At 46.7% G+C, this 20,000-nt stretch carries 18 protein-coding genes; 5 read left to right on the plus strand and 13 right to left on the minus strand.

The genetic code is table 11. The annotated features are described in order from the left end of the window. Positions 1–425: 425 nt before the first annotated feature. From tatC to rmuC, 7 genes are all read right to left on the minus strand, one after another. A complete protein-coding gene (gene tatC, locus MHO32_RS23165; protein WP_005448551.1) occupies positions 426–1,172 on the minus strand; it encodes a twin-arginine translocase subunit TatC in 747 nt (248 codons plus the stop codon). Between the two features lie 68 nt (positions 1,173–1,240). Next, positions 1,241–1,639 (minus strand): Sec-independent protein translocase protein TatB, encoded by a 399-nt coding sequence (gene tatB, locus MHO32_RS23170; RefSeq protein ID WP_005430029.1) that lies wholly within the window; start codon positions 1,637–1,639, stop codon positions 1,241–1,243. A 3-nt stretch (positions 1,640–1,642) separates the two neighbouring features. Further along, positions 1,643–1,891: a Sec-independent protein translocase subunit TatA gene (gene tatA, locus MHO32_RS23175; protein WP_005429959.1), complete on the minus strand. Its 249-nt coding sequence runs from the start codon at positions 1,889–1,891 to the stop codon at positions 1,643–1,645. Positions 1,892–1,939: 48 nt separating this feature from the next. Next, the gene (ubiB, locus tag MHO32_RS23180) at positions 1,940–3,574 is read right to left on the minus strand and encodes a ubiquinone biosynthesis regulatory protein kinase UbiB (RefSeq protein WP_005434553.1); all 1,635 of its coding nucleotides are present in this window, start codon (positions 3,572–3,574) and stop codon (positions 1,940–1,942) included. Continuing rightward, complete coding sequence (locus MHO32_RS23185) at positions 3,571–4,206, minus strand: ubiquinone biosynthesis accessory factor UbiJ (protein WP_005448553.1); 636 nt, start codon at positions 4,204–4,206, stop codon at positions 3,571–3,573. Before MHO32_RS23185 ends, ubiB begins: the two co-directional genes overlap by 4 nt. 11 nt (positions 4,207–4,217) lie before the next feature. Further along, positions 4,218–4,997 (minus strand): bifunctional demethylmenaquinone methyltransferase/2-methoxy-6-polyprenyl-1,4-benzoquinol methylase UbiE, encoded by a 780-nt coding sequence (ubiE, locus tag MHO32_RS23190; protein WP_005434558.1) that lies wholly within the window; start codon positions 4,995–4,997, stop codon positions 4,218–4,220. A 78-nt stretch (positions 4,998–5,075) separates the two neighbouring features. Beyond that, positions 5,076–6,608, minus strand: a complete 1,533-nt coding sequence (gene rmuC / locus MHO32_RS23195) for a DNA recombination protein RmuC (protein ID WP_053053281.1) — start codon at positions 6,606–6,608, stop codon at positions 5,076–5,078. Between the two features lie 169 nt (positions 6,609–6,777). Here rmuC and MHO32_RS23200 point away from each other — a divergent pair, with 169 nt between their 5' ends. From MHO32_RS23200 to MHO32_RS23210, 3 genes are all read left to right on the plus strand, one after another. After that, complete coding sequence (locus tag MHO32_RS23200) at positions 6,778–7,686, plus strand: DMT family transporter (protein WP_239214339.1); 909 nt, start codon at positions 6,778–6,780, stop codon at positions 7,684–7,686. 195 nt (positions 7,687–7,881) lie between these two features. Next, positions 7,882–10,329, plus strand: coding sequence for a sensor domain-containing protein (locus MHO32_RS23205; RefSeq protein ID WP_239214350.1), 2,448 nt, complete (start codon positions 7,882–7,884; stop codon positions 10,327–10,329). A 140-nt stretch (positions 10,330–10,469) separates the two neighbouring features. Further along, on the plus strand, positions 10,470–10,910 hold the full coding sequence (locus tag MHO32_RS23210; protein WP_050934188.1) for a hypothetical protein: 441 nt from the start codon (positions 10,470–10,472) through the stop codon (positions 10,908–10,910). A 51-nt stretch (positions 10,911–10,961) separates the two neighbouring features. Here MHO32_RS23210 and MHO32_RS23215 read toward each other — a convergent pair whose 3' ends face one another. The 3 genes from MHO32_RS23215 to ftnA form a co-directional block, all read right to left on the minus strand. Continuing rightward, positions 10,962–12,155, minus strand: a complete 1,194-nt coding sequence (locus tag MHO32_RS23215; RefSeq protein WP_199438274.1) for an NAD(P)/FAD-dependent oxidoreductase — start codon at positions 12,153–12,155, stop codon at positions 10,962–10,964. 154 nt (positions 12,156–12,309) lie between these two features. Continuing rightward, on the minus strand, positions 12,310–12,633 hold the full coding sequence (uspB, locus tag MHO32_RS23220) for a universal stress protein UspB (RefSeq protein ID WP_005448571.1): 324 nt from the start codon (positions 12,631–12,633) through the stop codon (positions 12,310–12,312). 90 nt (positions 12,634–12,723) lie between these two features. After that, a complete protein-coding gene (ftnA, locus tag MHO32_RS23225; protein WP_005434576.1) occupies positions 12,724–13,251 on the minus strand; it encodes a non-heme ferritin in 528 nt (175 codons plus the stop codon). A 156-nt stretch (positions 13,252–13,407) separates the two neighbouring features. Here ftnA and uspA point away from each other — a divergent pair, with 156 nt between their 5' ends. Together uspA and MHO32_RS23235 are read left to right on the plus strand one after the other, a co-directional pair. Continuing rightward, positions 13,408–13,833, plus strand: coding sequence for a universal stress protein UspA (uspA, locus tag MHO32_RS23230; protein WP_005434578.1), 426 nt, complete (start codon positions 13,408–13,410; stop codon positions 13,831–13,833). 70 nt (positions 13,834–13,903) lie between these two features. Further along, the gene (locus MHO32_RS23235) at positions 13,904–14,782 is read left to right on the plus strand and encodes a carboxylate/amino acid/amine transporter (RefSeq protein ID WP_045482761.1); all 879 of its coding nucleotides are present in this window, start codon (positions 13,904–13,906) and stop codon (positions 14,780–14,782) included. Between the two features lie 70 nt (positions 14,783–14,852). Here MHO32_RS23235 and MHO32_RS23240 read toward each other — a convergent pair whose 3' ends face one another. From MHO32_RS23240 to MHO32_RS23250, 3 genes are all read right to left on the minus strand, one after another. Beyond that, entirely contained in the window at positions 14,853–15,452 is a 600-nt protein-coding gene (locus tag MHO32_RS23240; RefSeq protein WP_199453520.1) for a hypothetical protein, read from the minus strand. Between the two features lie 489 nt (positions 15,453–15,941). Continuing rightward, positions 15,942–16,721: a class I SAM-dependent methyltransferase gene (locus tag MHO32_RS23245; RefSeq protein WP_239214353.1), complete on the minus strand. Its 780-nt coding sequence runs from the start codon at positions 16,719–16,721 to the stop codon at positions 15,942–15,944. 103 nt (positions 16,722–16,824) lie between these two features. Then, complete coding sequence (locus tag MHO32_RS23250; RefSeq protein WP_239214356.1) at positions 16,825–19,950, minus strand: EAL domain-containing protein; 3,126 nt, start codon at positions 19,948–19,950, stop codon at positions 16,825–16,827. Positions 19,951–20,000 lie beyond the last annotated feature (50 nt).

A 20,000-nucleotide genomic window follows, 5' to 3' on the forward strand; every position in this document is an offset into this window, starting at 1 on the left:
ACAACTTGGAAAGAGCTGGCTATTACACTGCGTTGTTTTCCTTGCTCTCGAATCAATGACAACGCTCTGAATCCTGCATCTTGAAGTCACTTGGGTATATAGATAATTTAGTGCTACAAACCAATTATTTCATAATCATATAGTTGTACTCTTAACTATATAGTTAGTCCCATTGAATTATGTACATGATTTCACATAAAATGCCCGCCGGCTTATAAAATAAAAAAGATAGGATTCGCAATGTGTAATCACGGAGTGTATTTACAACGTCAACAACGCAGTTGGTTTCAAAAATTGATTGGAATTAAAGAAGTATATGTCTGCTCTAAATGCGGTCACGAAATCAAGCTTCGATAAACTGTAGATACCAAAAAGCGGCTCCATGAGCCGCTTTTTTAATACTAAATGATGGAGTTGGAGTTACTTTACTCTTCCACTTGCTCTTCTTCATCTTTACGTGTGTAGAAACGCGCGAAGAACAAACCCACCTCAAACAGCAAACACATAGGGATTGCCAGTAGGGTCTGAGAAATCATATCCGGCGGCGTAAGTAACATACCGACAATAAACGCACACACGATAATGTATGGGCGCTTCTCTTTCAGATCTTGTGGTGTGGTTGCGCCAGTCCAACATAGCAAGATGATCGCCACAGGCACCTCAAACGCGATACCAAACGCCATAAACAGCGCTAGTACAAAGTCGAGGTAACTCGATATGTCGGTTGCGAACTCTACCCCACCAAGAGAGATAGCGGTAAAGAAGCCAAACACCAGTGGGAACACCACGAAGTAAGCAAACGCCACACCGCAGTAGAACAACAATGAGCTAGAGAACAGCAATGGCATGATCAATCGACGTTCATGCTTGTACAAACCTGGCGCTACAAAGGCCCATACTTGGTACAAGATAAACGGCACCGCAATAAACACAGAAGCAATCAAGGTTAGCTTCAAAGGTGTGAAAAACGGTGAAGCCACATCAGTTGCGATCATCGTTGCACCTTCAGGTAGGCGTTCTACCAAAGGCGCTGAAACAAACTCATAAATGTGGTTAGAGAAGTAAATTAGTCCAACAAACACCACCAATACTGCAGCAATGGCTTTGAGCAGTCGGTTGCGAAGTTCTAATAAATGACTAATTAAAGGTTGTGTCTGCTCGACGGTAGACATGGCAAACCTCTTTTTTAAAACCTGATCAAAAAGGAGCTACCAATCACTAGTAGCTCCTCCTAATGAGACTATTCGGCTTTCTTATCTGCCGCTGTAACCTTAATCTCTTCCGCTTTCTCAACGGTTTCAGTCGCAGGTGCCTCTTGCTTTGGCTCCGCTTCTGATTTGGTTGGTTCCGCGTAAGGGCGGTTTACAGATTGCGCCGCTTTCTTCAGTTCTTCGACCGAAGATTTCAGCTCAGGAGACAGATCATCCATCCCCATTTGCTCAGCTTTGCGCAAGTTTTCTTGCAGTTCTTGAACTTTCAGCTCGTGTGACAACTCGTCTTTGACGCTATTTGCCATACTCTTCGCTGCTCCGACAAAACGAGAGACACTGCGGATGGCATGTGGCAAACGCTCTGGACCAAGAACAACCAGACCAACAACAGATATTAATACCAGTTCCCAAAAACCGATATCAAACACGTTTTACGCCTGCTCTTTGTCTTTTTTCGATTCAGGAGCTGCTTCTTTCTTTTGCTGCTCTTCTAGACTTTTTGGCTCGAAGTCTGCGTCTTTGTCGTCTTTCTTCGCAGGCTCATCTTCGCTCATTGCTTTTTTGAAGCCCTTAACGGCACCACCCAGATCGCCACCGATACCGCGTAGTTTCTTAGTTCCGAATAGCAATACAACAATTACAGCAATGATTAGAAGTTGCCAAACACTGATACCACCCATTCTTTTTACCTCGGGTCTTTAAACAAAATTATTTCAAGAGTTTAACGTCTATCGACGATAAGCTCGCCAACTAAGCAACCAAAATGTGACCCCTGCGATACCGCTAGCGATCGATAGCTGCTCATAAGCGTTATCCACCAATATTGCCGAGCATACGACTAAAGTGGCTCCAACGCCAAATAAAAACTTTCCTGTCGCCTGCTGACGCTTGCTGTGACGGTAACCTTGATAAAGCTGATCCATGCGTTGATTCATGGCTTTACCTTGTTTAAGGCTATCGTAAAGCAGCTCCGGCAGTTCCGGTAACTTCTCTGCCCAAAACGGCGCACGGTCTTTAATGGCATTCACTAAAGCTTGCGGACCGACTTGGTTCATCATCCATTCTTCAAGGAAAGGTTTCGCGGTCTCCCACAAATCTAGTTGCGGGTACAACTGGCGACCCAGTCCTTCGACGTACAACAGCGTTTTTTGTAGCAATACAAGCTGCGGCTGCACTTCCATATTGAATCGACGCGCAGTGTTGAACAGGTTCAACAGTACGTGACCGAAAGAGATTTCACACAGTGGTTTAGCAAAAATTGGCTCACACACAATGCGAATCGCAAATTCAAATTCATCGACATTGGTATCGGCAGGTACCCACCCCGAATCAACGTGCAATTCCGCTACGCGGCGGTAGTCACGATTGAAGAAAGCGAGGAAGTTTTCCGCCAGATAGCGTTTGTCTTCACTATTAAGTGTACCAACGATCCCGCAATCCAGCCCAATCCACATCGGATTCTCTGGATGCTCCGGTTTAACGAACACGTTGCCCGGGTGCATGTCGGCATGGAAAAAGCTGTCTCGGAACACCTGAGTGAAGAACACACTCACACCGCGTTCCGCGAGCAACTTCATATTGGTGCCATTCGCTTCCAAGCCTTCAATATCAGAGACTTGGATGCCATATATTCGCTCAGAAACCATGACAGTTTCATTACTAAAGTCAGGAAAAACTTCTGGTACGTAAAGCTCTTCACTGCCTTCGAAGTTGCGACGCAGTTGAATCGCGTTCGCCGCTTCACGACGCAAATCGAGTTCATCAAGTAAGGTTTTTTCGTACTCGCGAACTACTTCAACTGGTTTCAAACGACGTGCTTCAGGCATCGCTCCGGCGACTATACGCGCCATTCGGTGCATCAGTTTTAGATCTGAATCAATGACCGGACGAATATCTGGACGGATGACCTTTAATACCACTTCTTGGTTAGTATCTTTTAATCGAGCCGTATGCACCTGAGCAATCGACGCAGACGCTAACGGTTTGATATCAAATTCAGTAAACCAGTTTTCTAATGGACCGCCCAGAGCGAGTTCCATTTGTTCTTTCGCTAACTGCCCATCAAATGGCGCAACTTGGTCTTGCAAAAGTGCAAGAGGATCAGCGATATGCGGAGGGAAAAGGTCACGGCGAGTCGACATCATCTGACCGAACTTAATCCAAACCGGACCAAGTTCTTGCAGAGCGAGACGAAGGCGTTCACCCAGTGGTTTTTCTGGGTGCTTGTTCTTCATCCAGAATAGGCTTTTGCGCATCAAAAGCGGCGCTTTGGTCAGTTGATGATCGGGCAACAACTCATCCAAGCCGTATTCCAGCTGAACTTTAATGATGTGGTATAAGCGCTTTATTTCTGCTGGCGTCATGAGTTCTCCAGCGCAGGCTTATCCGAATCGAACTTGTTTAGTAATGCGTTTAGACGCGCTTCAACGCGAGAGGCTTGGCTACGAACGTCATCCACTTGGTCACAGAAGTGGGCAATTTCTAGCGGTGCTGGCGCCAGTTTCCACTCTTCTGTTACCACTTGAGCAAGATGACGCTGGTGTTTTTCTGCTTGAGAAGCAAAGAAACCGCCGACGTTCTTGGTACCTTGCACAAAAGTATGAGCCACGACATCACCTGTCACGCGAGACAGCCACTCTTCGATATCAGGTTTGCAATCCACCATCAATTGAGAGAATTTCTGTGCCAATTGGATGTCACCTTCAAGTTCAAGTTTATCTTGCTTGATAAGGCGAGTGATATTGGCTTGATCGCGCAACTCAGGCAGCACGCTTAGATTCAGCGACAGATAACAATCTGGCTGACCTTCGTAATTGCCCAAGACATCGATTTGCTGGCTGAAGATGAACGTCAGCGTCTTATTGATCTCTTTCAGGTGAATTTGAATCACCTGACCTTTAAGACGTGACAAACGACGACCCAATTCAGGATCGTCTTTAATCAACGTATTTAGTGTCGTTTCAATAACGGCAGTGATAAGAGGTTCAAATGGCATACCGCTTATCCTTAGAATTTGTAGCCGCGGTGCAGCGCCACAATACCACCCGTTAGGTTGTAGTATTTGGTGTTTTCAAAGCCCGCTTCTTTCATCATGCCTTCCAGCGTGTCTTGGTCTGGATGCATGCGGATAGATTCTGCTAGGTAGCGGTAGCTGTCTGCGTCGTTCGCTACTAGTTCACCCATTTTTGGCAATAGGTGGAATGAATATGCGTCGTACACTTTTGATAGCGGGTCTAGGATTGGTTTTGAGAACTCAAGCACCAACAGACGACCACCTGGCTTCAATACGCGGAACATAGAGCGTAGCGCTTTGTCTTTATCGGTTACGTTACGTAGACAGAAGCTAATCGTGATCACGTCAAAGTAATCATCTGGGAACGGCAGTTCTTCTGCGTTCGCTTGAACGTAATGCACGTTACCAACAATGCCGTTGTCGCGTAGTTTGTCACGACCTACATTTAACATTGAGTTGTTGATGTCCGCTAGGATCACGTGACCTTGGTCGCCAACAATGCGCGAAAACTTCGCCGTTAAATCGCCAGTACCACCACCTAGGTCAAGAACACGTTGTCCCGGACGAGCGCCACTGCAATCAATAGTAAAACGCTTCCAAAGGCGATGAACGCCACCTGACATCAAGTCATTCATGATGTCGTATTTTGCTGCCACTGAGTGGAAAACTTCGGCAACTTTGGTCACTTTTTCGTCTTTTGCCACTGTGGTAAAACCAAAGTGGGTAGTGTCGTTATCTAACGCTGTATTTGATTGCACACTTGTGTCCGTCATTCTGATTCCTCTTGGGCAGCACTTTCTCACTTCGGGGCGGTTGATAACAAATAGGGTCGCCCACTGTACTGCGGGCGATTAGTTTACTTTATCCTCAGCCGGATGTCTTTCTACTAAAGAAGCATTTTCCGAAAATGACTCACTCTGCGCTAACTGGGCAAGATCTGGCGAGATTGGACGTTTTACCTCCACTCCTAATTGCTTGAAGCTTTCCGCCTGACGAATCACGTTGCCACGCCCTGTCGCTAGTTTATTCATTGCCCCTTGGTACGTTTGGTTGGCTTTGTCTAATGCACCGCCCAGTCCTTCCATGTCATCAATGAACAAGCGTAGTTTGTCGTACAGCTTCGCCGCTCGTTCCGCGATCAATTGGGCGTTTTCGTTTTGACGCTCGTTACGCCACAAATTATCTATCGTACGTAGCGCCACCAGCAAAGTGGTAGGACTGACCAAAATAATGTTTTGTTCCATCGCATCTTTAACCAAGCTTGGGTCAGCTTGAATCGCAACTTGGAATGCAGGCTCCACCGGAATAAACATCAACACGTAGTCTAAGCTCTGGATACCTTTTAACTGATGGTAATCCTTAAGGCTCAAGCCTTTGATGTGCGCGCGCAGCGCGGCTAGGTGATCGCTCAGCGCCTGTTCACGTTGAATGTCGTTCTCTGCGTTGAAGTAGCGCTCGTACGCCACCAGCGCCATTTTCGAATCGACCACCACTTGTTTGTTTTGCGGTAAGTGAACAATCACATCCGGCTGATAGCGCTTGCCTGCTTCATTTTGCAAGCTCACCTGAGTTTGGTACTCGTGCCCTTCACGCAAACCAGATTCTGCCAATACACGAGCCAGAACCACTTCACCCCAGTTACCTTGCTGCTTGTTGTCACCTTTCAGAGCTTGAGTCAGATTGACCGCTTCTCGGGTCATGTGCTCGTTCAAGCGTTGCAGGTTCTTCAACTCATGCACCAAAGTGTGACGCTCTTTGGCTTCTTGGCTAAAGCTGTCGTTAACTTGTTTTTTGAACCCTTCCAGCTGCTCTTTTAGTGGAGACAGCAAACCTTCCAAACTCTGACGGTTTTGCATATCGACTTTGGCGGTTTTCTCTTCAAACAACTGATTCGCTAGGTGTTCAAATTGCTGCTTCAAACGCACTTCTGCTTGTTCAAGAATTTGCAGCTTTTCTGCATTAGCTTGGTTGATTTGCTCGTGGCGTGCTTGCTGCTCACCAAGTTGGGTTTCAAGACGAGACTTATGCTCTCGCATCTGCCCTAGTTCATCAAAATACTGCTGACGCTCTTGCTTCACTGCTTCGAAGTAACGCAGCTTTTCCATCGCCGCCATCAATTTGCCATGAGTTTGGCGCACCTCGAAAGCCGCTTTATCGCGCTCGTCATCAAGCTCATCCAATTCTTGCTGTGCTTCGGCGAGGCTTTGCTTCACCTGTTCAAGTTGTTGTTGATGAAGCTGTTTTTCAGAGGAGAGCTGTTGTTCGAGCAATTGAGTTTGCGTGGCAAAGCGTTGTTTAACCCACCAACCCACTGCAACACCGCTGATGGTCGCGGTAAAAAGAGAAGACAGAATGAGAGATTGATGCTCAAGAATCCATTGCATAATAGCGAGTTAGCCTGTGTTTTTTATCTTTAATAATGGTATTTATATACTGGATAAATGTCCAGTTTGTTGGATGAAAAATCCTCGCATACACTAGGCGCTCCGTACAACATACTCACACCTGCTCAAACCAACAGCGATGAGCGGTACATCATCACACAGAGGCATCATGAACGAGCGTCGCGCCCTAGGATTTGGGCTATCAGCGGTATTACTTTGGTCAACAGTAGCGACCGCATTTAAATTGACTTTGGCGGAATTCTCACCGATTCAGATGCTGACCATGGCGAGTATTGTCTCGGCTATCGCACTTATCGTGGTATGTGGTGTACAGGGCAAGCTGAATCAGCTTAGTTCGACGTTTCTTGCCAATCCTTGGTACTACTTACTGCTCGGATTGATTAACCCATTGGCGTACTACCTTATTTTGTTTAAAGCATACGACTTACTGCCAGCCTCCCAAGCGCAGGCGATCAACTACAGTTGGGCGATCACGCTCACCTTGATGGCGGCGGTTTTCTTGGGTCAGAAGATCCGCAATAAAGACTGGATTGCTTGTGGCTTTAGTTACTTAGGTGTCATCGTAATTGCCACCAAAGGCAACGTGCTCGGACTGGAATTCGAAAGTCCGCTTGGTGTGGGATTAGCGCTACTTTCAACACTACTTTGGGCAAGTTACTGGATTCTCAACACCAAAAACAAAGCCGATCCAGTGGTGGGCGTGCTATTGGGCTTTCTGGTTGCGATTCCGTTTGCGATTGGTTTAAGCATTTATGAAGGCGCAGGCTGGAACCAAATCACCGCGAAAGGTTGGGCTGCAGTGACTTATGTTGGTCTGTTTGAAATGGGCGTGACCTTCGTGTTGTGGCTATCGGCACTCAAACTCACCGAGAACACCGCACGCATCAGCAACCTTATTTTCGCTTCACCATTCATCTCGCTTATGCTGCTTGCGACCATCATTGGCGAAGAGATTCACCCATCCACTTTGATTGGCTTAGTGCTGATCATCAGTGGCTTGGTGATTCAACAAGTGAAGTTCGGCAAAAAGCAAAAACAGGCGAACACCGTTCAATGATGACGTCCGAAACCATTGCAAAAATGAGACGCGATTTATAAAAAAGAGAGCTAGCTAACAGTTTACTCGATTAATGAAGTGTTCCTTGCTTGGATTTGTTCGGGCTTTGGATACGATATAGCCAAAGCCCGATATGAACGTCTAATTAGATGTTAACAACATAAATCCAAGGGCGCTCAGGATGCTTTATTAACTATGTTTCGCTTCGCTATCTCCCCTGCATTGATGACAGACTGGAAACAGGCTCTGCAACAATGCTGTGATGCCACACAGGCGCACGGTCAGCTTTATACTTTCAGCTACACTCGCCAATGGCGCTTGAGTGAGGTGGCGACATCGCCGCAACATCATCGTGAAATAGTCGCGATTCTCGATCCAGCCACTGAGCACTTTATCTATCCTCAGCTTGTTGTTGAGCAAACGCCCTTTCAAAACCAAACCTTGAGTTACTGCCCGATATGGTTGCCGAGCGGTGAGCTGTTTGCTGCGCTCGCATTGGTTCATCCAACTGACCAAAATACTGTTGTTTCCGGGTGGTTAAGCGCATTAGCGGGACGTATCGGCTTTGATGTTGCACAGACTTACCATAAAGAGCAGCAGCGCCACGATGTTCAATTGCCAGAGTTACTGCCATCTCTACAAGAATTCATTGATTGCTTAGAAGATCACACGTGGATAAAGAGCACTGATGGTCGCTACGCGATGACCAACCGCAGCGTTGAAGACTCTTGGCAAATGACCGGCAGTGAAATCGTCGGCAAGAATGACTTCGAGTTGTTCAGCAGCCGTCGAGCGAAAAAGTTCATTGATACCGACCAGTTGGTGATCGCTACAGGCAGCCAAAACACGGTTGAAGAGTGCACTCTGATTGATGACAACAACAACCCAACCTGGTTGGAAACCATCAAGTCGCCAATCCGCAATCAAACCGGAGAGCTGATTGGTATTTTGGGTATGACACGCAACGTCACTCGTCGAAAAATGGTAGAAACTCAGTTGTCATTGGCATCGAAAATCTTCGATAACTCCCACGAAGGGATGGTGATCACCGACCGTAAAGCCAACATTCTTGATGTAAACAGCGCCTTCACCCACATCACTGGTTATACAGCAGAAGAAGTGATCGGTAAGAACCCAAATATCTTGCGTTCTGGGCATCACGACCGCGAGTTTTATCAACAGTTGTGGCGTCAACTAGAGAGCAAAGGTCAATGGAAAGGCGAGTTCATCAACCGCAAAAAAGATGGCAGCATTTACCCGCAGCTTGCCACCATCAGTGCGGTGATGGACGATAAGAACCATCTGATCAACTACATCTGTGTATTCGAAGACATCTCGGTGCGTAAAGCGCACGAAGAAAAACTGCAACGCATGGCGTTTTACGATCCATTGACCAACCTTCCTAACCGTACCCATTTGATCAGCTTGCTAGAACAGCACATTGAGAACGGTCAGAAGCATCAACACGCGTTTGCGACTCTGTTCCTCGATATCGACCACTTCAAGCACATCAACGACAGCATGGGGCACTTCTGTGGCGACCAATTGCTAACTAAGCTCGCTGAACGTCTGCAAGATGTGCTGCACTTGCGTGCTCATGTGGCACGTATCGGTGGCGATGAGTTTGTCATTATATTGCCGAATATCGAATCGGATTCGCAGCTGATCGACACTATTGAGGACATACTTTGCCTGTTCAATCGTCCTTTTGAAGTCAGCAAGAACGAATCTTTACGCATCTCCACCAGCGTAGGCGTGGCGCGTTATCCTCAAGACGGACAAGACAGCGAAACCTTACTCAAGAATGCCGATACAGCCATGTACTTGGCGAAGAAAAACGGTCGTAACGGCTACGCATTCTACTCACCGGATTTGACCGATAAATCCGTGTCTCACGTGCGTATGCAGTCTGCTTTACATGAAGCGATTGAGAAGAATCAACTGCACCTAGCGTACCAACCGCAATACAACTTAAGCGCCAACGAACTGGTTGGCGTAGAAGCCCTGCTACGCTGGCAACATCCTGATCTTGGAATGATTTCTCCGGCAGATTTTATCCCGATTGCAGAGAAAACTGGCTTGATTCAGAGCATTGGTAAATGGGTCTTGGAGCAAGCTTGTTTGCAAGGTCGCGCATGGCTGGATAACGGCATTGAATTTGGCAAGCTTGCGGTGAATGTATCGGCTCTTCAGCTACAACAATCAGACTTCATCAGTAAACTTGGGGTGATTCTAAAAGAGACAGAATTCCCAGCGCACCGTCTAGAGCTGGAAATCACCGAAAGCTTCCTACTGATCGATCCACAACAAGCCATCGCATCACTCAACTTGCTGCGCGAACTCGGCATTGAGATCTCTCTTGATGACTTTGGTACTGGTTACTCGTCACTGTCTTACCTCAAAGGTTTGCCAATCAACAAATTGAAGATCGACCGCTCTTTCGTAAGCGATGTTCCAAGCAATACCGACAGCAATGCGATCGTGAATGCCATCATCGCGATGGGACAAACCCTGTCATTGAAAGTGGTCGCCGAAGGCATCGAAACCGACGAACAAGCCCAATACTTATTCGAGCGCGGCTGTATCTACGGGCAAGGCTTCCGCTTCAGCGCCCCAGTACGCGCAGAGAAGTTGTTTCGTTAGAGATCGTTCGCAAAAGTAATCTGCTCAGATAAAACATCAGCATGTTTTATCTGGGCTTTCTCGAAACTTCTTCTGATTAATTCGACATCCAAGCCCAAACTGCACAGGCTTGTTGAATTGCGAAGGGGAAGAAGCAAAAAATGAAGAACTCAATATTACTCTTGCTCAGTATCATGGGTTTTACCATTGTGCACGCCCAACCAACATCGCCCTCATTACTCGCAACCTATGCTAACTATTTGGCAAACGCATCAGAGGAAAATATCTCAGAGACTTATTGGCAGTATTTCTCGAAGGAGGCACTCACAGGTATCGAGGTAAGCTCTCCAACAACAAAAGAGCAGTTACTGTTCAAACAGTTGATGAGGTCAACAAGCAGTGTCTATGAGGTGCATTTCAACGACTATGGCTGCCTTAGCGTGAATGGCAAAAAATCGAACAATGAGCCCATCACGTTCAATATTGAATATGAGATAGAAAATAGCCGGGCGTTGATATCACACATCGATGTGCAGTTGCATAATTCAGAAAAAGAGTTCCCGACCAAAGCAACATGCCCACGAGACTATATGGTGTTTTGAAGTGAAGGATAGGCTGAGCTGAGACAACGCTCAGCCTAAAGAAAATTTTGCTTAAACCCACTGACCAGCAACAAAGCCGCTCGACCAGCACCATTGGAAGTTATAACCACCTAACCAGCCGGTTACGTCCATCACTTCACCGATGAAGTACAAGCCTTTGATGTTCTTACATTCCATGGTTTTTGAAGACAGGTGATCGGTATCTACGCCGCCGAGGGTCACTTCTGCCGTGCGGTAACCTTCTGTGCCGTTCGGGGCTACTGCCCAGTTTTCTAGACGCTCAACGATCGTTACCATCTCTTTCTGATTGAACTGCTTAAGTGGTTTATCTGCTAATTCTTTACGTTCAATCAACACTTCAACCAAACGCTTTGGTAGCACTTTTGCTAGCGTGTTCTTCAACGATTGGTTTGGATGCTTCTCGCGGCTACGTTCTAGTAGCTCAGCGATATCGTCGTTTGGTACAAGGTTAATCGTCACCTTTTGACCCGCTTTCCAGAATGACGAGATCTGCAGTACCGATGGACCAGACAAGCCACGGTGAGTAAACAGCAATGCTTCTTTGAACATTGTGCCGTCTTGCGCGGTGATTTCTGCCGGGATCGCGATGCCCGATAGTTCAGCAAAATCTTCTTTGTCTTCTTTATGCAGCGTAAACGGCACCAGACCTGCTGTAGTGGTAATCACCGGGATCTCAAACTGCTCAGCAATCTTGTAGCCGAATGGCGTCGCACCCAATTTAGGCATCGACAGACCACCCGTTGCTACCACCAAAGATTCACATTCGATGTTTTCAGTACCAGCATGCAGACGGAAGCCCGCATCGGTTTTCTCGATCGAATGTACATCACATTGGTAGCGTTGTTGGATGTTTGGCATGTCGCATTCAGCTAGAAGCATCTTCACGATGTCTTTTGCAGTAAACGCATCAACACAGAACAACTGTCCGTGATCGCGCTCTTCAAACTCGATGCCATGCTTGCTGACCATCGAGATAAAGTCCCAGTTGGTGTACTGAGACAACGCCGATTTCACGAAGTGTGGGTTTTGGCATAAGTAGTTGCTCGCTGAGACGTCGTAGTTAGTGAAGTTACAACGACCACCACCTGAGATAAGGATTTTACGTCCTGGCTTTTTCGCATGATCCAGCACGAGCACACTGCGTCCGCGTTTGCCTGCTTCTGCTGCACACATCAAACCCGCCGCACCTGCGCCGATTACAACAACATCAAATTTCTTACTCATGGGTAACGCTCAATTACTTATTTAGATTGGTTTGTCCAAAATCCAAAAATAAAAAAGGATGTGCGTAATGCACATCCTTGCTTTCTGCGAGCGCTATTCTAACGACAAAAGTCGAGCGGGAAAAGCGCTTAAATTCCAAGCACAGCTTGCTGGCTTAAAGAATGAAGGCAGCCAGTAGGGTCACACCAAGTAAAGCGGTCGATAAAATGAATAACCCGCGCACCCTTTCGCATTTGCCAGTAAAGATCTCATCGTGATGATGGTGATACTCTTTACTCTTAATGTAATGGTATAACCGCACCTGTTTGGTGACGTTACCATGGGTGGTGAAAAATCCATTGCCATCCACTTGCTGATAAAGCAAAGGATGCGCTTCACGCATGATGTAAATTAAAGAACGAAGAGCGGTAAGATAACGGACCATGTTTACTCCCGTCACTACCATTAGCGCAAATAAGATTGTGTCTCCACTGATCATCTTTTCCTCCCTACATCTTCAACGATGCTCAAGAGATAAAGACGATCAATGCTTCGTCCTTAACCCGCTGCTTACCGCGTCGGGAACACGTTATGCAGCTGGAGCACCCATAATTGAAGATGAACCTTCTTTTGCCATTTGTGCTAGATCTTTATCGATGAAGAACAATGCTTTACCGTCTTCACCAACTAATTCGATCTTATCTAAAATCCCTTTAAACAACTTCTCTTCTTCGTGCTGTTCAGCCACGTACCACTGTAGGAAGTTAAACGTAGAGTAGTCTTGGCTTGTAAATGCAACATGCGCCAATTTGTTGATCTTTTCCGTGATCATTTGCTCATGTTCGTAGGTTTCACGGAAAACATCGCCAAGGCTAGCAAAGTCATGCTTAGGTGCTTCAATTGCACCTAGGATTGGCATTGAACCAGTTTCACTTACATAAGTGAAAAGACGTTGCATGTGCTCCATTTCTTCTACGGCGTGAGCGCGTAAAAATTCAGCCGCACCTTCAAAACCTTTGTCTTCACACCAAGCACTCATTTGTAAGTATAGATTGGATGAGAAAAATTCTAGGTTAATTTGCTCATTCAATTGTTCAACCATAGTTTGAGACAGCATGTTAACTCCTATTTATGTGCATGCGTTTTCCGCCACTATAACATGATTACTGTGGCAACACTTTGTACCTACGATATTGATATGAGATCACTTCAGCAAAATTATCTGAGACTTAGTGCTAATCTGACACTATGACCTTATCAAGGAGATAGCAATATGAGTTACAAACACGTACTTGTGGCAGTCGACCTCTCAGACGACAGTAAAGTGTTGATTAAGAAAGCCGTGTCACTGGCTAAACCTCTGGATGCGAAAGTCTCTTTCATTCATATCGATGTGAATTACGCCGAGCTTTACACCGGGCTTATCGACATCAACATGGCGGAGGCGCAACACCAAGCGATGGAAGCGTCTCGTACACAGTTAGCGAATTTTGAAGAATACGCAGAGTACCCAATCACGCATACGTTAGTCGGTAGCGGTGATTTGAGTAACGAGCTGTGCGACACCATTCAGGACTACAATATTGATTTGGTGGTTTGTGGTCATCACCAAGATTTCTGGAGCAAGATTCTTTCGTCGACGCGTCAGCTTATTAACTGCTCACCCGTCGATATGCTGGTCGTACCGCTAAAAGACTGATTTGCGTTGGCGTGACCTCAAAACTTGGTTAGACTGCGGGCACATTTGTTGTTGATAAAGATTCTCATCCATGGCTTATCTATCCGCAGTTACCCTACTTTGGGCATTCTCATTTAGCCTGATCGGCGTTTACCTTGCCGGTCAGGTTGACTCTTGGTTCTCTGTTTTTATGCGCGTTGCGCTGGCGAGCCTAGTCTTCATTCCTTTCTTAAAATTCCGTGGCGTAAGCAAATCTCTGATCGCGAAATTGATGATCGTGGGCGGCTTCCAACTCGGCTTAATGTATTGCTTCTACTACCAATCTTTCCTACTCCTTTCTGTACCAGAAGTACTGCTGTTCACCGTATTTACCCCTATTTACGTGACCTTGATTTATGACTTCTTGAAAGGTCGATTCTCGCCTTGGTATTTGGTTACGGCGGCAATTGCTGTGTTGGGCGCAGCGTGGATTAAGTTTGCAGGCATCAATGAAAACTTCTTGATGGGCTTTTTGGTCGTACAAGGAGCAAACCTGTGTTTTGCCATCGGTCAGGTCGGTTATAAATACATTATGGAAACCGAATCGGTTGAACTGCCGCAGCACACGGTATTTGGTTACTTCTACTTGGGCGCATTGTGCGTAGCGACTGTCGCTTTTGCTTTGATGGGTAACTTAGACAAGATGCCAACCACAGCTACGCAATGGGGTATTTTGACTTACCTTGGTTTGATTGCATCAGGCTTTGGTTACTTTGCGTGGAACAAAGGCGCAACCATGGTGAATGCTGGTGCACTTGCGGTAATGAACAACGCGCTCGTCCCTGCTGGTTTGATTGTGAATATCGTAATTTGGAACCGCGATGTTGATGTGACGCGACTTGCCATTGGTGGTGCGATCATCATGCTATCACTGTGGATTAACGAAACTTGGGTGAAAAAACGCGTAGAGATGAGTTACACCAACAAGTAACACAGCTAATCCTACAAACATTTCGACAATAAAAAACGCTCTCCAACTGGAGAGCGTTTTTTTGATTCGATTAATGCACTTTGGCTTGCGAGCTTGTGCTCAACAACGTGTTTGGTGGCGTAGGCAGCAACACCTCTAGTTTGGCATTTCGCGCTTCAAGCTTACGCTGGCGTTTGAGCAATTTTTGCTGCTTTTTGGCTAACTTAAGCAACTTCTTCTGCTGCTTGTAATGTTTCTTAACCGCTTTCTTCGCCTTCTTCAGCGCTTTCTTATCTGACAAATCAAACATAGCTGGCGCCTCTAGCTTAGTGGTTGAGGTTACGGATGCGACTTTTGCTGCCAGTTTTTTCTCTTTCACTCGTTCCACAACACGTTTAACGATCGCGGCTTTCTCTGCGCTTTGCTCAGACGCCATGATGATTGGGGTATCTTGAGTAAGAGATGAGGTTGGCAGTGCTTCCGCCAATAGACCACAAGCCTGTTGCTCGGATAGCGGTTTGTCTTGGCACTTTTGAGGTGGAATCGCGGCAGGCTTACACAAGGTGTTTTTCGAGGCAGAAGAACGAGCACAAGAGCGGCAGACAAACTTAGGTGCTACCACCAAGCGGTGAATGTCACCCAAACTCTCAGCAATCTGTTTGCGGCTCATCTTACATAAACGTTTCGCCATGCTACTACTCCAGCTTCCCAATTCTCGACTGTTTTACTCTACGGCATCACACAAGTGAAATAATAATAATTCTTAGTTAGATATACAGTCAGTATGCCGAATTAGCAAGAGAAAAGTATCAATAAGCAGAGCAAACACCAGATACAAACACTGCGCCAAATTAGGCGCGGTGAGAAGAAGTTTTTTGTCGTCAGGTGTTTAGGGTCTGTTGACCTTTTGCGGTTAAATTTTGTTCGAGATAAAAGCGTTTTAATCGCGGCGAGAGGTTTGTAGCCTAGTTATTCTAAGCAAAATCCTCTCAACAAAGAGTAAAACGCTTTTAGCCGAACCCTTTGGGCAGCGTTTGTGGCTCCTTTCTACTGCGTTATCGGCTTATCAGGTAGGGCAACTACATTTCAAAGCCTCTGCCTCTTTCTTAGTTTATAAAGAAGGAAGAATCCACAAACGGCTGCAAAAATCAGCTCAAAAGGTCAATAGACCCTAGTTGAATTACGCCATTGATGCCTTCACATACACATCGAAACGGTTCTTTTTGGTTTCGATTACCATGCTCGGCTTTTGCTCATCAAGCCAGTTGGCGTAATCAGGGCGTTTGACCACAACACGCTTGCTCGCCAATGCCATTGCAGGCGCCAGCAAACCATCCGCATCAAGATCTGCACCAACCAAAGATTGGAAGACGCGCATCTCTTTCTTCACTAATGCCGATTTCTTTTTGTTTTCAGGGTGCGGGTACATAGGGTCGAGATAAACCACATCTGGCTGAACAAAGTCTTTATCTTGCGCCAATTGCTCCAACGCATCATGACTAGAAGCGTGAATCAAAGACATACGCTCTGATACCCAAGTACCGATTTCTGGATCGTGTTTCGCGCGAGCCAAACCGTCATCCAACAAAGCTGCGACTACTGGGTGACGCTCAACCATTTGGACTTTACAGCCTAACGACGCCAATACGAACGCATCGCGCCCTAAGCCCGCGGTGCCATCCAGTACAGTTGGGGTTGCGCCTTTGTTCAAACCCGCCGCTTTCGCGATTGCCTGACCTTTACCGCCACCGAACTTGCGACGATGCCCTACTGCACCACCAATCAAATCCACAAAGATCGCACCCAGCTTTGGCTCATCCACTTTACGCAGCTCTAAACGCTCTGTCGTGAGGACTAAGGCAAAGTCACTGTCATCAGTGTGAGAAAGCTGCCAACGCGCAGCGAGTTCATCAAGGTGAGACTGTTGAGATGGGTCTTCACAAATCAATTGCAGTTGCAAAAGGAGGCTCCAGTAAAAATCAGTTTAACTGGCGCTGAGTGTATACCCAACCCGCCTCTAATTGCTAGATTGGGGAGAAGTTAGATGACGTTCGTCTGGATAGCTAAAGCTGTTGGAGTTCGTCGACCAGTTCAGCCAAAGGTTTGGGATGCCCGATGCCATAACCTTGCCCATAGTCGACACCAAGCTCGATCAGCAGCTCTCTGACTTGGTCATTCTCAACAAATTCCGCCACCGTAACTTTGCCCATCTGCTTGGCTAAGTCGTTGATTGAACGCACCATCACACGGTCCATTTCGTTTACGTTGATATCTCGCACGAAAAGACCGTCAATTTTCACGATATCGACCGGAAGTTGCTTTAAGTAGCCGAAAGAAGACAAGCCAGAACCAAAATCGTCCAACGCAATCAAACAGCCTAGCGTACGCACGCGAGTGAAGAAGCCGAGCGCTTGGTCGATATTGCTCATCGCTGCAGTTTCAGTAATTTCTAAACAGATCTTCTCACAAGGAATCGAAGACGACTGCAAACGCTCCAACAGGAAGTCGATAAACTCTTGATTACCCATCGATTGACCGGACAAGTTGATCGCGCAGCGTCCGAGTTTTTCTACTATCTCTGGGCGAGATTCAAACCACTCTAGGGTTTGGGTAATCACTTGTTTATCAATCCAGTGCGCAATGTTGTAGCGCTCAGAAGCTGGGATAAAAACACCAGGAGACAAGTAATTGCCCTGTGCATCACGAATACGTACCAGAATCTCAAAGCACAATGGTGAGCCTTCACCGCTCAAGTTAACAATGCGCTGAGCAAACAGTTCAAGACGCTTACTCGATAGCGCTTCGTGCACCAGATTAACGCTCTGCATTTCTAACTGGCGACGTTGCAGCTCTTCGTTATCTAAGCTGAATAGGTTGTAACGATTCCGCCCCTGCTCTTTGGCAACATGACACGCGGAATCTGCTTGAGCGTGGACCATTTGTGGCGTTTCGGCGGTGTGGTCGATAATACGAACACCCACTGAGCAACTCATAAACAGTTGTGTGTCTTCCCAACGGAAAAGTTGTTCACTCAAGGTCGTAATGATTTGCTTCGCCACATTAATTGCACCGTGCTCATCGCAATCTTTCAACAACACAGCAAATTCATCACCACCCATACGCGCCAAGACCGCATTGTATGGGAGCACTTCTTCCAACATGCTGGCACAGAACTGAATAGCCGCATCACCCGCATCGTGACCTACTGTGTCGTTAAGCACTTTTAGCTGGTCTAGATCGAGGTACAACATTGCATGCACTCGACGGTGGCTTTCTACTTCTCGCAGTGCGGTTTGCAGCTCTAACTCGAAGTAGTTGCGGTTGTAGGTGTCAGTGAGTAAATCGTAACGTGCTTGATACTCTAGCTGTTTGGCGAGCTTCTTGGTCTCAGTGATGTCTTCACCTACGATCAGCAATTGGTCGGAATCTCTTAATGGGCGAATGTTTTCACGTACCCAAACACGGTGACCATCAGCATGGCGATATTCGATTTCGCGACGCCAAACGCCGTGCATCACTTGCTGCGGTTGCAATAACACTTGGCGAGGAATCAGTGCTTTTTCGTCCGAATAGAACTCACGTAGGCGATGCCCCAGCATATCCAATGGCTGATAACCCAAAAGCTGCTGAGCAAAACGGTTCACTTCCTGAATGCGGTTATTGTTATCTAACGTCACCATCATTACCGGCTGCTGCTCGTAGTAGTTACGCAAACTCGATTCACGTTGGTAGAGCTTGTCTTCCATCGCCTTACGACTGGTGATATCACGCGCTTCAAACAAGTATTGCTCTTGGTTTGCCACCTGCTGAGAAAACGGTTTGAGCGACACTTCCAGCACCATAGCGCCATGTTCTTTACTCCAGATCTCCGTTTCAAAAGTGGAGACTTGGCGATGGCTGGACTGGAAGTAATTGGCAAGTAACTGGCGTGCGTCTTCGCTCCAGTTTTTATGATGCCAAAGCGGACGATCGACACGCATATCCTGATGATTAAGTAACGATTGCAGACGATCGTTACCGGATTTAAGCAAACCATGTTGGTCGAGAATGCCCATGTACTGCATACTTTGGTCAAACACCGATTCCAAAATCGTCTGGCTCTCACGAGCAATACTTTCGCTGCGACGAATGCGATGCAGGTAGTAACTAAGCAGCATAATCACGATGGTCATCGCCACCAGCACACTGCCAAACAGTTTAATTTCTCGGGCGTAACGCTCAGTAAATTCCACTGGCTTATTGAAGAACACCGACGAGGCTTCTTGTTCTGCGCCTAAACCCCAACGCACAACCGATTGATAGTCGAGTTTGATGTCCGATTCTGCACGCACAATTGCAGGTAAAGGTTGCTGTAGGTTATCCAGCACTTGCGCCAATAACTTCGCAGCTTCAAAACCTTGGCGATAACCGGTTTGAATCACACCGCCGACTGCACCATGCCCAAGTCCAATATCATGCACCATAAACAGCGGCGCATTAGAGGCTTGGTTGATATCACGCCAGTCTTTATCGGTCGCAACATTACCGTGAATATCGCGGTAGTAAGTCCAAAACAGCACCACGTTGTCGATGCTCATTTGCGACACTTGTTGTTTTAGGTCATCTACCGTTTCCGGCACTAAATGAAGAATTTTGTCGCGATATGCTGGGTTATTATCAAGAAAGTCTTCGATCTGAGCTCGAAGTGCCGCCCCAGTAACAGAATGATCACTGACAATAAGGATTTGTTTGTGGGTCGGATGCAAACGCTCAATTAAGGCGAGGTTGGCGGACAGATCGACATCCTCAATCACACCTGTCGCCTTCAACCCCTGATGCAGTGAAGGATGATAGTTGTTGATGCCACTGAAAATCACCGGCGTGTCTTTAATGACAGAAGATAAGCGCTGCATCAAAGCAAGTGCATTGTTATCACTAACAACGATCGCGTCGAAATGCTCTTCGCCTAGTTTAGTGCGGTAAAGGGACTCCAGCTGACTGAAGAAGTGCTGGCTTTGGCTACGCTTGGAATCGAGATACAACACGCGCGTATCGAGCTGTCGCCCTTCAAGCTGCTGGGTGAAACCACGCTGGATAGAATCCGTCCAGAAGAAACCTTGATGGTAAGAGTGAACAACGAGGACTTTTTGCTCTTGCGCCGCAGCGACAGCACTGAACATGATCGCTATGCAAAACAGAAAAAATGGCACATCAACTCCATGACTTCAGAGCTACCTCGCGGTTATCCCTGCGTAAACCT

The sequence above is a fragment of the Vibrio sp. MMH1-50 genome (assembly GCF_022347645.1).
Lineage (GTDB): Bacteria > Pseudomonadota > Gammaproteobacteria > Enterobacterales > Vibrionaceae > Vibrio > Vibrio harveyi.

What these genes read in the sequence shown, in the direction of transcription:
- tatC (WP_005448551.1), bottom strand. Translation starts at nt 1,172, where the DNA reads ATGTCTACCGTCGAGCAGACACAACCTTTAATTAGTCATTTATTAGAA.
- tatA (WP_005429959.1), bottom strand. Translation starts at nt 1,891, where the DNA reads ATGGGTGGTATCAGTGTTTGGCAACTTCTAATCATTGCTGTAATTGTT.
- ubiB (WP_005434553.1), bottom strand. Translation starts at nt 3,574, where the DNA reads ATGACGCCAGCAGAAATAAAGCGCTTATACCACATCATTAAAGTTCAG.
- MHO32_RS23185 (WP_005448553.1), bottom strand. Translation starts at nt 4,206, where the DNA reads ATGCCATTTGAACCTCTTATCACTGCCGTTATTGAAACGACACTAAAT.
- ubiE (WP_005434558.1), bottom strand. Translation starts at nt 4,997, where the DNA reads ATGACGGACACAAGTGTGCAATCAAATACAGCGTTAGATAACGACACT.
- rmuC (WP_053053281.1), bottom strand. Translation starts at nt 6,608, where the DNA reads ATGCAATGGATTCTTGAGCATCAATCTCTCATTCTGTCTTCTCTTTTT.
- MHO32_RS23200 (WP_239214339.1), top strand. Translation starts at nt 6,778, where the DNA reads ATGAACGAGCGTCGCGCCCTAGGATTTGGGCTATCAGCGGTATTACTT.
- MHO32_RS23205 (WP_239214350.1), top strand. Translation starts at nt 7,882, where the DNA reads ATGTTTCGCTTCGCTATCTCCCCTGCATTGATGACAGACTGGAAACAG.
- MHO32_RS23210 (WP_050934188.1), top strand. Translation starts at nt 10,470, where the DNA reads ATGAAGAACTCAATATTACTCTTGCTCAGTATCATGGGTTTTACCATT.
- MHO32_RS23215 (WP_199438274.1), bottom strand. Translation starts at nt 12,155, where the DNA reads ATGAGTAAGAAATTTGATGTTGTTGTAATCGGCGCAGGTGCGGCGGGT.
- uspB (WP_005448571.1), bottom strand. Translation starts at nt 12,633, where the DNA reads ATGATCAGTGGAGACACAATCTTATTTGCGCTAATGGTAGTGACGGGA.
- ftnA (WP_005434576.1), bottom strand. Translation starts at nt 13,251, where the DNA reads ATGCTGTCTCAAACTATGGTTGAACAATTGAATGAGCAAATTAACCTA.
- uspA (WP_005434578.1), top strand. Translation starts at nt 13,408, where the DNA reads ATGAGTTACAAACACGTACTTGTGGCAGTCGACCTCTCAGACGACAGT.
- MHO32_RS23235 (WP_045482761.1), top strand. Translation starts at nt 13,904, where the DNA reads ATGGCTTATCTATCCGCAGTTACCCTACTTTGGGCATTCTCATTTAGC.
- MHO32_RS23240 (WP_199453520.1), bottom strand. Translation starts at nt 15,452, where the DNA reads ATGGCGAAACGTTTATGTAAGATGAGCCGCAAACAGATTGCTGAGAGT.